Annotated in this window: 13 protein-coding genes and 1 pseudogene; 7 read left to right on the top strand and 7 right to left on the bottom strand. The window is 44.6% G+C overall.

Annotated elements, in window-relative coordinates; genetic code table 11:
- Positions 1 to 46: 46 nt before the first annotated feature.
- Together KIT51_11455 and KIT51_11450 are read left to right on the top strand one after the other, a co-directional pair.
- Positions 47 to 847, top strand: a complete 801-nt coding sequence (locus tag KIT51_11455) for an SDR family oxidoreductase (protein ID UYN85499.1) — start codon at positions 47 to 49, stop codon at positions 845 to 847.
- A gap of 4 nt (positions 848 to 851) precedes the next feature.
- On the top strand, positions 852 to 1,493 hold the full coding sequence (locus tag KIT51_11450; GenBank protein UYN85498.1) for a CoA pyrophosphatase: 642 nt from the start codon (positions 852 to 854) through the stop codon (positions 1,491 to 1,493).
- Between the two features lie 18 nt (positions 1,494 to 1,511).
- Here KIT51_11450 and KIT51_11445 read toward each other — a convergent pair whose 3' ends face one another.
- Positions 1,512 to 2,051 carry a ferritin gene (locus KIT51_11445; GenBank protein ID UYN85497.1) on the bottom strand — a complete coding sequence of 180 codons (540 nt, stop codon included), beginning with the start codon at positions 2,049 to 2,051 and terminating at the stop codon, positions 1,512 to 1,514.
- 359 nt (positions 2,052 to 2,410) lie between these two features.
- A pseudogene (locus KIT51_11440) lies at positions 2,411 to 4,666 on the bottom strand (aconitate hydratase).
- 118 nt (positions 4,667 to 4,784) lie between these two features.
- Here KIT51_11440 and crtI point away from each other — a divergent pair.
- Positions 4,785 to 6,254 (top strand): phytoene desaturase, encoded by a 1,470-nt coding sequence (gene crtI, locus KIT51_11435; GenBank protein ID UYN88570.1) that lies wholly within the window; start codon positions 4,785 to 4,787, stop codon positions 6,252 to 6,254.
- 17 nt (positions 6,255 to 6,271) lie between these two features.
- A complete protein-coding gene (locus KIT51_11430) occupies positions 6,272 to 6,958 on the top strand; it encodes a carotenoid biosynthesis protein (protein UYN85496.1) in 687 nt (228 codons plus the stop codon).
- On the opposite strand, the gene folE is transcribed toward KIT51_11430, so the two are convergent.
- Both folE and KIT51_11420 read right to left on the bottom strand, forming a co-directional pair.
- Positions 6,945 to 7,637 carry a GTP cyclohydrolase I FolE gene (gene folE, locus KIT51_11425; GenBank protein ID UYN85495.1) on the bottom strand — a complete coding sequence of 231 codons (693 nt, stop codon included), beginning with the start codon at positions 7,635 to 7,637 and terminating at the stop codon, positions 6,945 to 6,947. The two genes, KIT51_11430 and folE, sit on opposite strands and share 14 nt — an antisense overlap.
- On the bottom strand, positions 7,597 to 8,007 hold the full coding sequence (locus tag KIT51_11420) for a 6-carboxytetrahydropterin synthase (protein ID UYN85494.1): 411 nt from the start codon (positions 8,005 to 8,007) through the stop codon (positions 7,597 to 7,599). Before KIT51_11420 ends, folE begins: the two co-directional genes overlap by 41 nt.
- A gap of 144 nt (positions 8,008 to 8,151) precedes the next feature.
- Here KIT51_11420 and KIT51_11415 point away from each other — a divergent pair, with 144 nt between their 5' ends.
- Both KIT51_11415 and KIT51_11410 read left to right on the top strand, forming a co-directional pair.
- Entirely contained in the window at positions 8,152 to 8,808 is a 657-nt protein-coding gene (locus KIT51_11415; GenBank protein ID UYN85493.1) for a phosphoadenylyl-sulfate reductase, read from the top strand.
- Positions 8,809 to 9,015: 207 nt separating this feature from the next.
- Positions 9,016 to 9,936 carry an NAD-dependent epimerase/dehydratase gene (locus tag KIT51_11410; GenBank protein ID UYN85492.1) on the top strand — a complete coding sequence of 307 codons (921 nt, stop codon included), beginning with the start codon at positions 9,016 to 9,018 and terminating at the stop codon, positions 9,934 to 9,936.
- On the opposite strand, the gene KIT51_11405 is transcribed toward KIT51_11410, so the two are convergent.
- Complete coding sequence (locus KIT51_11405; protein ID UYN85491.1) at positions 9,937 to 10,848, bottom strand: type IX secretion system membrane protein PorP/SprF; 912 nt, start codon at positions 10,846 to 10,848, stop codon at positions 9,937 to 9,939.
- Between the two features lie 113 nt (positions 10,849 to 10,961).
- On the opposite strand from KIT51_11405, the gene KIT51_11400 reads away from it, so the two are divergent.
- Positions 10,962 to 12,542, top strand: a complete 1,581-nt coding sequence (locus KIT51_11400; GenBank protein ID UYN85490.1) for a Na+/H+ antiporter — start codon at positions 10,962 to 10,964, stop codon at positions 12,540 to 12,542.
- A gap of 26 nt (positions 12,543 to 12,568) precedes the next feature.
- Here KIT51_11400 and KIT51_11395 read toward each other — a convergent pair whose 3' ends face one another.
- Positions 12,569 to 13,909 (bottom strand): right-handed parallel beta-helix repeat-containing protein, encoded by a 1,341-nt coding sequence (locus tag KIT51_11395; GenBank protein ID UYN85489.1) that lies wholly within the window; start codon positions 13,907 to 13,909, stop codon positions 12,569 to 12,571.
- A 6-nt stretch (positions 13,910 to 13,915) separates the two neighbouring features.
- Positions 13,916 to 15,082, bottom strand: coding sequence for a mannonate dehydratase (uxuA, locus tag KIT51_11390; GenBank protein ID UYN85488.1), 1,167 nt, complete (start codon positions 15,080 to 15,082; stop codon positions 13,916 to 13,918).
- Positions 15,083 to 15,165 lie beyond the last annotated feature (83 nt).

Raw genomic sequence — 15,165 nt, 5'->3', positions numbered from 1 at the left:
AGCATGTTAGTTTGGTTTGACAAACTTATTGTGTAAAGCAAATAGTATGATTTCAATAAAGAATAAAGTGGTGTGGATAACAGGTGCTTCCTCCGGAATAGGAGAAGCGCTGGCTTATAAATTTGCCAAAGCAGGTGCACGCTTGATTATTTCTGCCCGCAGGGCTGATGAGCTTGAACGCGTTAAACGTAATTGCAGTCTTGCAGAAGATCGGATCTTAGTGATGCCTTTGGATGTTTCCGATTATCAATCGATTGGGATGAAATCGGGTGAAGTCATAAATAAATTTGGCGCAGTCGATATACTTGTCAATAATGCCGGGGTCAGTCACTGGACAAAGGTTAAAGATTTGTCGCTTGATGTAATCCATAAAATTTTCAACGTAAACTTTTTTGGAGGTATAGCACTCACCAAAGCCGTGCTTCCGCTGATGCTAGCGAACAAACGTGGGCATATTGTTGTCATCTCCAGTGTGCTGGGCAAAATGGTTGTGCAAAAGCAGGCAGCCTACAATGCCAGCAAGCATGCCTTACATGGTTTTTATGATACGCTCCGGTTGGAAGTAGCACCGGATGGCGTGGGGGTGTTATTGGTTTGCCCTGGGTTTGTTCGTACCAACGTTGCCAAAAACTCATTAAATAAAGATGGCATGGCCATTAACCAGGATAACGAAAAAATAGCAAAAGGCCTTGATCCGGACTTTGTAGCCGATAAAATTTTAAAGGCAATAGAAAAAAATAAAGATGAAATCATTATTGCCGGTGCCCCGGAAAAGTCGGCTATAGTACTTAAACGCCTCGCGCCATCGTTATTTGCCGGCCTGATGCGCAAGCGTAAATTGCTTTAATACCATGATGGATTTACTGACACTGGTTGGGAAGTTGCAGGAGCGGCTGAAAGCAGAATTGCCCGGAGCAAAAGCCCATGAGTTGCTTCGCGCCACTCCGGTTGGTTCAGTATTGCCAACGTTTCAACATCAATTACCCCCAAAACCCGGTAGTGTTTTGATACTGCTTTATCCGGAAACAAATGAACTCTTCTTTCCCTTAATAAAGCGACCCGATTACCCGGGCGCACACAGCGGGCAGGTAAGTTTGCCGGGAGGCAAAGCGGAACCGGGCGAAACGCAAGTTGAAACTGCTTTACGTGAAGCTCAGGAAGAAATAGGGATTAACCCAGCCATGGTTAAGGTGCTTGGTAAACTCAGCGATTTTTTTGTTATCCCCAGTAACTTTATGGTTACACCGGTGGTGGGCGTTGCTGAAGGAAAGCCAACCTTAGTTGCTGATGCACACGAAGTGGTAAAAATTTTAAACGCGCGCATTTATGATATACTGGCTGAGGATGCAGTGAAAACCCGTGAGATACTTGCAGCCGGCCGCTATAAAATGATGGCTCCGCACTTTGAAGTCGAGGGCGAGATTGTATGGGGCGCCACGGCTATGATGTTGAATGAATTGCGATGGCTGCTACGGGAACTTACCACCGGATAAGCGTTACCGAAAAATACCTCAGCCTACTTTGGTGGCAAAAGCTTCCAGCTTGCCTATTTCCTGATCGATCATCCACAACCCAACACCCTCTTCACCAATAAGGTCAAACAACTCAACAGCCCTGCGGGCAATGGTTTCTTCTTCGCGTTGCTCCATTACGTACCATTGCAAAAAGTTAAAGGTGGCGAAGTCTTTGGATTGAAAACAATGATCCACAATGCTGTTGATGGAGCGTGTTACATCAAGCTCATGGTTTAACACGGTTTCAAATACTTCACGCAGCGACTTAAAGGTGTGCTTAATGCCGGTTATTTCCGGTTGAAGGGCGTGGCCGCCAGCCGTATTCAAATAATGGATGAGTTTGAGCATGTGCATCCGTTCTTCTTCTGAATGCTTATATAAAAACTGCGCTGATGTTTCGTAGCCTTTTGTTTCGCACCACGAAGCCATGGACAGGTAAGCGGCTGACGATTTTCCTTCCATTACGATCTGCTTGTTCAACAGCTCTTCGGTTTCTTTACTGAGGGAGCGGGAGGGGGTAACAATTTGCTGCTTCATGGTTTGCCGGTAAATTTAAAACGATGGTGGAGTTGAAATTAGTTAACCAACAGGCAGGTATTTAGCCTGCCTGTTGGTAAAAAGGGTTATCTCCGTTTTTTAGCAGCCGTCTTTTTCGACTTGCCTTTCTTAACCGGTTTTTTTGTTGTCTTCTTCTTTGCAACAACTTTACGTACCGGTTTTCGGGCGGTCTTCTTAGCAACTGTTTTTTTAACGGTCTTCTTTTTTGCAGCGGCTTTCTTTACGGTTTTTTTGGCGGCATTCTTTTTCGCTGCTGGTTTAGCTTTTGGAGCAGCAGATTTTTTCCTGGCGCTGGCTTTTGCAACTGCTCTAGCCGGGCTTTTCTTTACACCGCTAATCTGTTTCGCCATTAAGTTCAACGCTGAACCTGCCTTAAACCACTCTATTTGCCCGGCATTGTAGGTATGGTTAACTTTAATGGAGTCAGCCGAGCCGTCTTTGTGTTTCAGCACCAGGGTAAGTTGCCTGTCCGGGGCAAACGAAGTAAGGTCAACAATATCAATGGTGTCGTCCTCCAGTATTTTGTCGTAGTCGGCTTCGTTGGCAAAGGTTAGGGCCAGCATGCCTTGCTTCTTTAAATTGGTTTCGTGTATACGGGCAAATGATTTTACCAGTATCGCACGAATGCCTAAGTGGCGCGGCTGCATAGCGGCATGTTCACGTGATGATCCTTCGCCATAGTTATGGTCGCCTACAACAATGGTTGGTATACCGGCTGCTTTGTAAGCACGCTGGGTTGCCGGTACAGGCCCATATTCACCGGTTAGTTGGTTTTTAACACTGTCGGTTTTTTCGTTGAAGTAATTAACCGCCCCGGTAAGGGTGTTGTTGGCAATGTTGTCCAGGTGGCCACGAAAACGTAACCACGGGCCAGCCATGGAAATATGGTCGGTCGTGCATTTTCCTTTTGCCTTAATCAGTAATCTCATTCCGGTCAGGTTCTTGCCATCCCAGGCTTTGAACGGACTTAAGGCCTGTAAGCGATTTGATTTGGGATCTATCTTTACCTGTACTTTGCTGCCATCTTTAGCAGGTTCAATGTAGCCCGCATCTTCTACGTCAAAACCTTGAGGCGGAAATTCCACACCCTTTGGTTCGTCAAGCCTCACGGGTTGTCCGTCTTCATTTGTTAGCGTATCGGTAAGCGGGTTAAAGGTAAGGTCACCGGCAATGGCAAACGCTGTAGTAATTTCAGGCGATGCAACAAAAGCATGTGTGTTGGGGTTTCCATCGTTTCGTTTAGCAAAATTTCTATTGAACGAAGTGATGATAGAGTTTTTCCGGTTCGGATCGTTGGTGTGGCGCGCCCACTGCCCGATGCACGGGCCGCACGCATTGGCCAATACAACCCCGCCCATCTTTTCAAACACACCCAGGTAGCCATCGCGCTCAACCGTGTAGCGTACTTGTTCTGAACCGGGCGTAATTGTAAACTCAGCTTTGGTTTTTAGCTTCTTGTCCACCGCTTGTTTGGCAAGGGATGCTGACCGGGTAATATCTTCGTAGGATGAGTTGGTGCATGAGCCAATCAACCCCACTTCCAGTTCCTGTGGCCAGCCGTTCTTACGCACTTCATTTGCGAATTGTGAAATAGGGATGGCCCTGTCGGGTGTGAATGGTCCATTAACGTGTGGTTCAAGGGTTGATAAGTCGATTTCAATTACCTGGTCGAAGTACTTTTCAGGGTTGGCATATACTTCAGGGTCACCGGTAAGGTGTTCCTTAACTTTATCGGCAAGATCGGCCACTTCTTTGCGGCCTGTTCCGCGAAGGTATTCGGCCATTTTTGCATCGTAACCAAACGTTGATGTTGTGGCACCAATTTCGGCCCCCATATTACAGATGGTTCCTTTGCCTGTACACGATAAGGTTAACGCTCCCGGCCCGAAGTATTCAACAATGGCACCCGTGCCACCCTTCACCGTGAGGATACCGGCTACTTTCAAAATCACATCTTTGGCGGATGTCCATCCGCTGAGTTTGCCGGTAAGCTTTACACCAATAAGTTTTGGCCATTTCAATTCCCAGGGCATTCCGGCCATAACATCTACGGCATCGGCACCGCCCACACCAATGGCTACCATTCCTAAACCACCGGCATTTACCGTGTGTGAGTCTGTCCCGATCATCATGCCGCCCGGGAAGGCATAATTTTCCAGCACTACCTGGTGTATTATACCAGCCCCCGGTTTCCAGAAACCGATACCATATTTATTGGACACTGATTCCAGGAAGTTGAATACTTCTCCACTGGCCGTAAGTGATTCTTTCAAATCTTGTGAGGCACCGTTTTTCGCCAGGATCAGGTGATCGCAATGCACCGTTGAGGGTACGCGTACCTTGGGTATACCGGCAGACATAAACTGGAGCAGGGCCATTTGTGCGGTGGCATCCTGCATGGCCACACGATCGGGTGAAAAATTTACGTATGATTTCCCCCGCCCGAAAACCTGTAGGGGTTGGTCTTCATGCAGGTGGGAGTAGAGTATTTTTTCGGATAAGGTAAGGGGTTTTCCAACCACCTGACGTGCCTTGGCAATACGCCCGGGCAAGGCCTTGTAGGCCGCTTTAATCATGTCTAAATCAAAAACCATAAGTGTTTATTTTAGGAATGCTAAACTACAAATTATTTGGTTTTTCGCACGGTTTTGCCTCTGCAACGATGTATTTGGCGTGAATAACTTTTTTAGGGCAAGGCTGTTGAAGAAGGCGATGAAAGCAATCGTTATCGGGGCGGGTGTAGGCGGATTGGCTACTGCCAACCGCCTTCGCGCACAAGGGTTTGAGATTACCGTATTTGAAGCCAATACTTACCCGGGCGGAAAATTGACAGCCTTTACCAAAGACGGATACCGCTTTGATGCGGGGCCATCCCTGTTTACCATGCCTCATTTTCTGGATGAAGTTTTCAGGGATTGTGGCCGCCATGCAAGGGATTACTACCACTACCAAAGGCTTTCGGTAACCTGTAATTATTTCTATGAAGATGGAACGAAGTTAATCGCCTATGCAGATCGGGAAAAGTTTGCGGATGAGGTTTCACATCAGTTTCATGTTCCGGCAAGCAGCCTTAAAAATTACCTTGAGCGTTCAAGCCGCTTATATGAATCGGCCGGGAGGATTTTTACTGAAAAGCCATTGCGCGACTGGCGCACCTGGTTATCGAAACCTGTTGCCAAAGCCTTGGTGCGAATACCTGAAATGGGGTTAGCCACGACCCTAAACCGGTTTAACGAAAAGCACCTTCGGCACCCAAAGCTTGTTCAACTCTTCAATCGTTATGCAACGTATAATGGGTCAGATCCTTACCAGGCTCCCGGAATCCTGAGCTCCATACCTCACCTTGAATTTAATGTGGGCACATTTTTACCGGAAGGAGGGATGCACTGCATTACCCAGGCATTGGTAACGTTGGCAAACGATCAAGGTGTTTCGATTTTTTATGACTCTCCTGTGGATGAGATTGTAGTAAAAGACGGAAAAGCAGCGGGTGTGCTAGCGAACGGTACGCTGCACCTGGCGGATGTAATCGTAAGCAACATGGATGTTTATTTTACGTGGCGCAAGCTGCTGAAAAACTTACCTGCACCCGAACGCACCTTAAAACAGGAGCGGTCAAGTTCGGCATTGATCTTTTATTGGGGGATAACGAAAACATTTCAGCAGCTTGACTTACATAATATCTTCTTTGCAGAAGATTATCGGAAGGAATTCGAAACCTTGTTCGGTAAAAAACAAATTGCGGATGACCCAACCGTTTACGTCAACATTACCTCCAAATACGTTCCGGCAGATGCCCCCACAGGATGTGAAAACTGGTTTGTTATGGTTAATGTGCCGGCCATTGAAGGGCAGGATTGGGACGCACTTATTGAGAAGACGAGGAGGAATATTTTAGCCAAGCTTAGCCGTATGCTTAATACCGATGTGGAATCTTTGATTGAAAGCGAATCGGTACTTGATCCGCGCGCTATTGAAATGCGAACCCAGTCTTATAAAGGAGCTTTGTACGGCTCTAGTTCAAACAGCCGGTATGCTGCCTTTTTGCGCCAGGCCAACCGAAGCTCAAGTATACCCAACTTATACTTTTGTGGTGGTAGTGTTCACCCGGGCGGGGGCATCCCGCTTTGTTTACAGTCTGCAAAAATCACGGCTAATCTGGTAAGAAAACACTTTCATTGAAAAGTTGTTTTTAAACCATGATTGCAAGATTGTATAAAAGCCTGCAGGTCACAATTTGTCCATTTTCCCTTCCACTGGTTGTGGTTATGCATGTTGTGGGCATTGTCGGGCTGTTGTCACCCTATCAGGAGCTTTTCAGGTTACTGACACCGTTGAACCTTGTTGCCAGTGCTTTTCTTTTATGGATCAATCATGCCGATAGGTCTGCATCTTTTCTACTGTTCGCCTTCATTGTTTTTGTACTTGGTTTTGCTGTTGAGGTGGTGGGCGTTCAATATGGTTTTATTTTCGGGCAGTATACCTACGGATCTACCCTGGGGCCAAAGGTTTTTGGCGTTCCGGTAATTATCGGTTTAAACTGGCTATTGGTTATTTACTGTATCGGGGTACTAACTGAATCTTTGACGCTGCCTGTTTTACCTAAGATTTTATTGGGTGCATTTTTGGCGGTGTTGATGGACACGTTAATTGAACCGGTTGCCATCCGCTTTGATTTTTGGGGATGGCAAAATGGCGTAGTACCGCTTCAAAATTATATTGGCTGGTTTATTGTCTCTGCCGCCATGCTGGCATTCTTCCATGCCTTTAAAATTAAGGCTGAAAATAAATTAGCATTACCCTATTATTTTGTCCAGCTTTTCTTCTTCCTCATCTTAGCCTCCGCTAAAAGTGTTACCGCTTTTTTTGGGCTTATTTTGTATTGATGTAGTTTAGGAACTCGCGCTTGATGTTTTCATCGTTAAACTTTCCTGAAAAGTGTGCGGTGCCGGTTTTACTGTTTGTATCGCCTACACCGCGTGAGGCCACACATAAATGGGTTGCATCCAGCACAACGGCAACGTCATCGGTATGCAATGCGCGTTGAAGCTCTTTTGCAATTTGTACCGTTAGCCTTTCCTGTACCTGTGGGCGTTTGGCAAAATATTGAACGATGCGGTTTATTTTGGATAAGCCGATAACTTTTCCACTTGAGAAATAGGCAACATGGGCTTTCCCAAAAATGGGTACAAAGTGATGCTCGCAGTGCGAATAAAAGGTAATGTCTTTTTCCACCAGCATTTGGTCGTATTTGTACTTGTTCTCGAACAAGCGTGCGTGCGGCCGGTTTTTAGGATTTAACCCGCTAAAAACCTCTTTTACGTACATTTTGGCTACGCGCTTAGGTGTTCCGCTAAGACTATCATCGTTCAGGTCCAATCCCAAAATGGTCATGATCTCACGGAAGTGCTTTTCAATTTTTTCTACTTTCTCGTCATCGCTGAGCTCAAAAGCATCGGGGCGCAGGGGGGTATTGTACGATGAGGCAACATGGTCATCGCCAGCATCATCAATGTCAGCGGGGTTAATCGGCCGGATATTCAACATAATTTCTTTCGGTCTCATAAAGTGTAACTTTTAATTCTAGCGATGCCCCGATTTTTTCCCGAAGGATATTCCAGATGACAACGGCAATGTTTTCGGCTGTGGGATTTAAGTTTTTGAAGTATTCGGTATCTAAGTTAAGGTTTTTATGGTCAAATTTTTGGGTTACATGCTCCCGGATGAGGTCGCTCAAAACCTTCATATCAAATACATAACCGGTTTCAGGGTCGGGTTCACCGGTAAGGGTTACAATGATTTCATAGTTGTGGCCATGGTAATTGGGGTTACTGCATTTTCCGAAAACCTGGGCATTTTTTTCTGCCGACCAAGCTGGGTTAAACAACCGATGCGCGGCATTAAAGTGTTCTTTACGCGATACCCTTACTTTCATGTGTTTAATAAACAGTAATTGTTATAAAAGGTTCTTTAAATACTGTTAAAATTAAATATTGCTGTGTTGTGTCAAACAATCGGTTGAACCTTTTAGCCGCTGCCGATTTGAATTTTTGTGCTTAGTTTTTCTTTTCTTTGATCCATGAACCCCCAAGCTATACACGACAAAATAACGGCCTATGCTCGTGACGGTAAACGTCTCTTTACCAGTTCCTCATTTCAATCGCACAGCCTGGTGTTGTTGCATATTTTAAGCCGTATTGATAAGTCCATACCCGTGTATTTCATAAACACCGGTTATCATTTTCCGGAGACGATAAAATTCAGGGACTATATAACCGAGCTATTTGGTTTGAATACGGTTGATCTTATGTCGGAAGTACCCAAGTACATGCAACGTGATGGAGAAGGGAAACTTTTGTTTGCTTCTGATCCCGACCATTGCTGTTACCTGAATAAGACTCAACCTATGGATGGCATACTGCGTACGCATGATGTATGGATAAACGGTGTACGGGCAGACCAGAGTGCGGTACGTGCCACCATGAAGGTAGAGCAGCCGGCACCCTACGGTACGTTGCGATTTCACCCCATGCTTGATTGGTCGGCAAAAATGATTTGGGAGTATCAAAAGGACCATAACTTGCCGAAACATCCTTTGGAAGTGAAGGGTTATGTAAGTATCGGTTGTGAGCCCTGCACCCGAAGGCTAGACCCGGCCATGCAGGAACGGGAGGCGCGTTGGTATGGATTAAAGAAAGTGGAGTGCGGCTTGCACACGGAGTTGGTTTCGAAATAGGATTTGTTGTTAGAAGCTATCTCAAAAATAAAATTATTGAAACCACAGAGTACACAAAGGTCTACACAAAGGGCACTAAGCGCTACAATTCAGCGGCTTCTTCTTTGTGAACTTTGTGCTTTCTTCGTGCCCTTAGTGGTTAAACTTATTTTTGAGATGGCCTCTAGTTACTGGTTATTAGTCATCAGGTTAAGCGATAGTTAGTTTATGAATATTTTGGTAACAGGCGGGTCAGGTTACATCGGTACAGAGTTAATCAGGAGGTTAGCCGCTGACAAAGCCGTGGAAAGGATTGTTGTTTATGATAACCTTAGCCGGCAGAATTATAATTTATTTTTAGGTGATCGGTTTTCTGGCCATACCAAAGTTGTTTTCGTAAAAGGAGAGTTACTGGATTCTCGTAACCTTAAAAAGTCCCTTGACGGTATTGATGTTGTTTATCACCTAGCGGCCCGTGTAACTACACCCTTTGCCCATTCCGATGCGCACCTGTACGAACAAATCAATCATTGGGGTACAGCCGAATTGGTTTATGCTGTTGAGGCCAGTGCGGTAAAAAGATTTATCTATACCAGTAGTGTGGGGGTTTACGGTTCATCCGAACATGCACTGGATGAATCCATTGCGCCCAACCCTAAAACATTCTATGCCATATCAAAACTTCGTGGCGAAGAACATGTTGCCCGACTAAACGATAAGATGGATACCTATATTTTTAGGTGTGGTAATGTTTATGGTTATAGCCCCAGCATGCGTTTTGATGCGGTAATCAACAAGTTTGTTTTTGAAGCGAATTTTGAAAAGCGCATAACCATTCATGGCAATGGTGAACAAACCCGCACGTTTATTCATATCGATTTGGTTTCGCAAGCCCTGGCCAATGTGCTTGCGGTTAAATTAAAGAGCGGTACTTATAACCTGGTTGACCGTACTTTATCGGTAATGGATATTGTAGATGAGTTAAAGCAACTTATTCCCGACCTTGAGTTTATCCTGATCAACCAGCACATGAAACTTAACCAGCTCATGATCAAATCGAATACTGAAATAAACAAACAGCTTGGCATAAACAATGACCGGCCTATCAAAGACGAACTAAAGGAGTTTTTAAGCAGGCTTAGCTTTTGATCAGAAGTCGCTAATGCGAGTTACATCATGGAAGTTGAAAACGCCTAAGTTTAACCCCAGGGTAATTTCATGCGATGTAAAGCGTGTGCCTACCGATTTGTTGGTTGGCATTTCAAATACATACCCAAACCGGAATTCGTTGAATTTGATCTGTGCCAAAAATCCGTAGGTATTGAAATTACGGGTAAGTGCCCCAATGGCATAACGTTCATCAATGTTGAATTGAAAGTTTACATCGGTAGAGAGCGGTGAACCACTTACTGCGCGTACCAAAACGGCTGGTTTTAGTTTTACCCGGTCGGATAAAAGAAACAGGTAGGAGGCAAATCCATAATAGTGTTGGGTATACAATGCAGCAGTCACATCTTCAAAACTTTCGCTGGCTTTCAGGATGCGGGGAACCGAAACACCAATAAATAAATTGTCTGTCCGAAAGATTGCCCCTGCACCAAAAGAAGGTTTGATCACATTTTGATTGGTGTTGAACAGCGGATCAGAAGGGTCGGCAATATTAAGTTCACTGTTGTCACTCCTGAAATTCATAATGCCTGCCTGTAAGCCGAAGGAGATGTACCGGTAATCGTCAAATCGAACTTTATAGGCATAGGTGCCTTGGATAAAGGTATTGGTATTCTCACCCACCTTATCTTGTGAGATGATAAGGCCAACGCCCATGCGGTTATCAAAAAGGCTGGTATGGCCTGTGGCCGAAAGGGTAGTAGGACTTCCGTCAAATCCCGCCCACTGTTTGCGATACCCTACCATCAGGTTCATGTAATTGTTCATGCCTGTGTAGGCTGGGTTAATCAAAAAGGGGTTGTTCAGGTATTGGGAGTATAGCGGATCAACCTGGGCATGAAGCACTCCGCTTATTAACGACAAGAATAAGGCGAGGGTAAAAACTATTCTCATGTACGTTGTGGATTAGGGTCTTTTGAATTTACTTACACTAAATATAGTGTCTTAGCCGCTAATGCTAAAGTTTATTTTTTTAAAGCCCCTTAAACGCCAGTTTCTTTCATTTTATGCACATTGTTGAGATCGTTATTTTGCTGCTGGCCGTTGTAACAGCCTTGGCCGAGGTAACGGACAAGATCAGGATTCCATACCCGATATTGTTGGTGCTTGCCGGTTTGGGGATTGGTTTAATCCCCGGTTTGCCCAGGCTTGATCTTGATCCGGATATCATCTTTCTCCTATTTCTCCCACCCATGCTTTATGCCGATGCATGGTACACCTCATGGCCTGATTTTAAAGCAGCCAGGCGGCCCATAGGTTTACTGGCTGTTGGCTGCGTTATTTTTACCACCTGTGCCATTGCATGGGTAGCCCATACGTTTATTCCCGGTGTGGGCTGGCCCGAAGCCTTTGTGTTGGGCGCGATCATTTCGCCAACCGATACCCTTGCCGCTACGGCTGCAACGCAAGGACTTAACGTGCCAAAGCGTGTGGTAACCATCATTCAGGGTGAGAGCCTCGTGAATGATTCAACCGGTTTAATTGCATACCGTTTTGCGGTGGCAGCAGTTGTTACCGGTGCTTTCAGTTTGGGTGATGCTACCCTGCAGTTTTTTGTAGTAGCAGGCGGAGGGATACTGATTGGGTTGGCCATTGGGTATGTGTTTAAATGGATTCACCAGATAACACCTGATAATGCAACCACCGATACAACCCTGACTTTCATTACGCCTTTTGTTTGTTACCTGGTTGCCGATCATTTGGGCTTATCGGCTGTGTTGGCCGTAGTAGCATGCGGTTTATTATTAAGCAGAAAGGCGAATGAATTTCTTTCGCAGAAGGCAAGAGTTCAAGCCATTGCTACGTGGGATACGGTAGTGTTTATCATGAACGGTATCATCTTTATCCTCATCGGGCTTCAACTTCCATATGTATTGGATGCAATACAGAAATTCTCACTGAGTGACCTTATTCTTTACGGATTGATGATCAGTGGTGCGGTGATATTAGTTCGGATTATTTGGGTTTATCCTGGTGCCTACATACCCCGTTGGTTGAGTAAAGAAATTCGTGAACGGGAAACCTCCACCAACGTGAAAACTGTTACCATAGTAGCGTGGTCGGGCATTCGCGGAGTAGTTTCGCTGGCAGCAGCCATGGCTTTGCCGTTGACGGTCGCCAATGATTCACCATTTCCAAATCGTGATTTGATTATTTTCCTCACCTTCAGTGTGATTTTTGCAACGCTTGTGTTGCAAGGCCTAAGCCTGAGACCACTTATTAAATGGCTTGGCTTAAAACCGGATAACCAGGTTGCGAAAGACGAGGAAGAAGCGCGGCTTCGTATTGCCTCGGGATTGATTGAACACATTGAAGAGAATTATTCCCTCATTGGTGATGACCTGCTTCCGATCATTAAGAGCAAATATGAGATACGAATACAGCGGATAAGGAAAGATCAATCCAAACAGAAACTTGATGACGAAACCGTGCAGGCGTTTTTGCGCATACAACGGGAACTTGTTGAGGCGGAACGAAAGATGGTGTATTTGCTGAGAAAGGAAGGTAAAATCAGTGAAGAGGTTTTACGTAAAATAGACTATGAGTTGGATTTGGAAGAGACCCGTCTGATCCTTGACAATCACTAAGTGGTTAATTAGGTGCAACACCTTACCTAGTCCTGCTTGGTAATCTTTACCTCTTCCAAATCAAAATTTTTCCGACTACTGGAGGGGTCGGGTAATAATTTAATACTGTTCATAGTAAGGTTATCAATATAGCCAAAGGTTACATGAGCCGATACAGAAGAGCGATCAATGCTCTCCGGAAGTTTCGGGAAGTTCTTATTTCCACGAGGTTTAGAAGCCTTAGTAAAATCGACTTCCTGGTCAATAATAAATTGAATATTGGTAAGAGCTAGGTCGCGAATAGGCTGCTCTGGTCTTCCGTTAATCAGTATTTTACCTCCTGACCTGATCAACAGGTTGGTGAAGGTTGTATTCCTGATTAAACCGTATTCATCGTCAGGTCTTTTTTTATCCACATCAATAAAGATGGGGTATTCATGCTTGTGTCGAGACCCTTTATTTATAATGAGGTTTGAAAAATTATTCATTTCAAACACACCGCCCTCCAGCATAAACAGACTTACTCCGTAGCGGCTTTTATTAATAGTAATATTATTAAACGAGCAGAATCGGGTAATACCAGCTGATCCGGTTCCAAATTTTATAGCCGCATCATCACTTTCCAAAATGCAATTGGTGACCACAATATTTTCAACAATACCACCGGTGTCTGTTTTGAGGCATATAGCATCATCGCCTGTTGAAATAAAGCTATTGGTGATGAATGCATTTTGGGAATCAACCAAATCGATTCCATCGGTATTTGGGCTACGGGCATCATTGATAATTTTAATGCCATCAATAGTAATTTGACTTGATTTTTGAAACCGGATAACGTGACTTGGCGAATTTTGAAAAGTTATATCACGAATGGTAATGTTCTCCGCATCGCGGAATGAAATCCATGGTACAGGTCTTTCCAGAGGTGCGTATTCGCTATCCCAAAAGTGTTTGCCATTACCTTCAATAGTGCCTTTGCCGGTGAATGAAATGTTGGAAACTCCAGTTCCATCAAGCAGTACGCGAAGTGTTTCGCGCTGTGGCTGTTGGGCAATGAGCATAATATTATGGTCACCCTCAGGAGCATTATAATGTTCAATACGAGCACTGCCAATCAGCATGCAACCAGCCTGAAACTGGTATTCAATGTTACTTTTTAAAATTAATGTGCCGGTTATAAACTTGCCTTTTGGGAATAGGACTACTCCGCCACCAGCGTTGCTGCAGGCATCAATGGCTTTCTGAATAGAGGATGTATTAAGTGTGACACTGTCTCCTGCCGCTCCAAAATCTGTTATGTTGTAGATGTGATTTTGATTTTTTTGAGTACATGCATAAACACATGCCACAACTGTTATAAAAATAACATGGTTAATTTTGATTCTCATATTTTCTTAATTCAACATGCTCCTGATACCTAATTCCAAACCACGTAACTCCGCCAATCCCCTTAATCGCCCAATGGCAGAGTAACCGGGATTTGTTTTTTTATGAAGATCATCCAATATCTGGTGGCCATGATCAGGACGAAAGGCAATAGGTTTGCTCCGCTTTTCATTTTCTATAATAATTGCTTTCATCACACTGGGCATATCAACATCGCCTTCCAGGTGGTTGGCTTCAAAAAAGTTTCCGAGTTCATCACGTTGTGTGCTGCGCAGGTGAACAAAGTTAATTCGTTTGGCAAGGCGTGAGGCCATGAGTCCTAAATCATTGTCCGGTCGAACACCAAGTGAGCCTGTGCAAAAGCAGATACCGTTTGCCGGAGAATCGTACACGTCAAGCAACAAGTTCAAGTCTGCTTCGGTGCTCACCACGCGAGGTAAGCCCAAAATCGGATAGGGGGGGTCATCCGGATGAATAGCCAATTGAACACCCGCTTGATCAGCTTCAGGGGCTACAGTAGAAATGAATTCGTAAAGCGATGCTCGCAACCGCTTTTCATGAATGTTCTCATAAGCTTCCAACGCGAGTTCAAATTTAGCAAGAGTATAGCCTTCTTCAGCTCCCGGTAAACCGGCAAGAATAGTTTTCTGAAGTGTGTGCAGTTCTTCTTTTGTGGCAGTAGCGAAATATGTTTTAGCCCGGTTATAAATTTCAGGATGGTAATCCTGATTTGCATTTTTACGTTTTAGTATAAATAAGTCAAAGGCCGCGAAATGAACTTTATCAAATCGCAGTGCTTTAGAACCGTCTGAAGTGATATATGAAAGGTCCGTGCGGGTCCAATCGAGTACAGGCATAAAATTATAGCAGACTGTTTTAATGCCACAGTCGCTGAGGTTGTAAATGGTTTGGATATAGTTGGCGATAAATTTTTTATACCCCTGCTTCTGTTGCTTAATGTGTTCATGCACCGGTACACTCTCAACAACACTCCAAACCAATCCATATTTTTCAATTTCTCGTTTTCTGGCTAGAATTTCTTCCACAGTCCATACCTCTCCATTAGAGATATGATGAAGTGCAGTAACTATGCCGGTAGCGCCTGCTTGTTTGATATCTATCAAACTCACTGGATCATTTGGCCCGAACCATCGCCAGGTTTGCTCTAGATTCATAGAGTAATTGTGTTGTGAAGAAAAAAGGGAAGTCCCACGTAAGTGTGGGACTTTCTACCTAGCCTAACTTACTTATGAGGCTG

The organism is Cyclobacteriaceae bacterium (assembly GCA_025808415.1).
GTDB lineage: Bacteria > Bacteroidota > Bacteroidia > Cytophagales > Cyclobacteriaceae > UBA2336.
The sequence above is the reverse complement of the archived record's forward strand: the minus strand, read 5'-3'. Positions and strand labels throughout refer to the sequence as shown.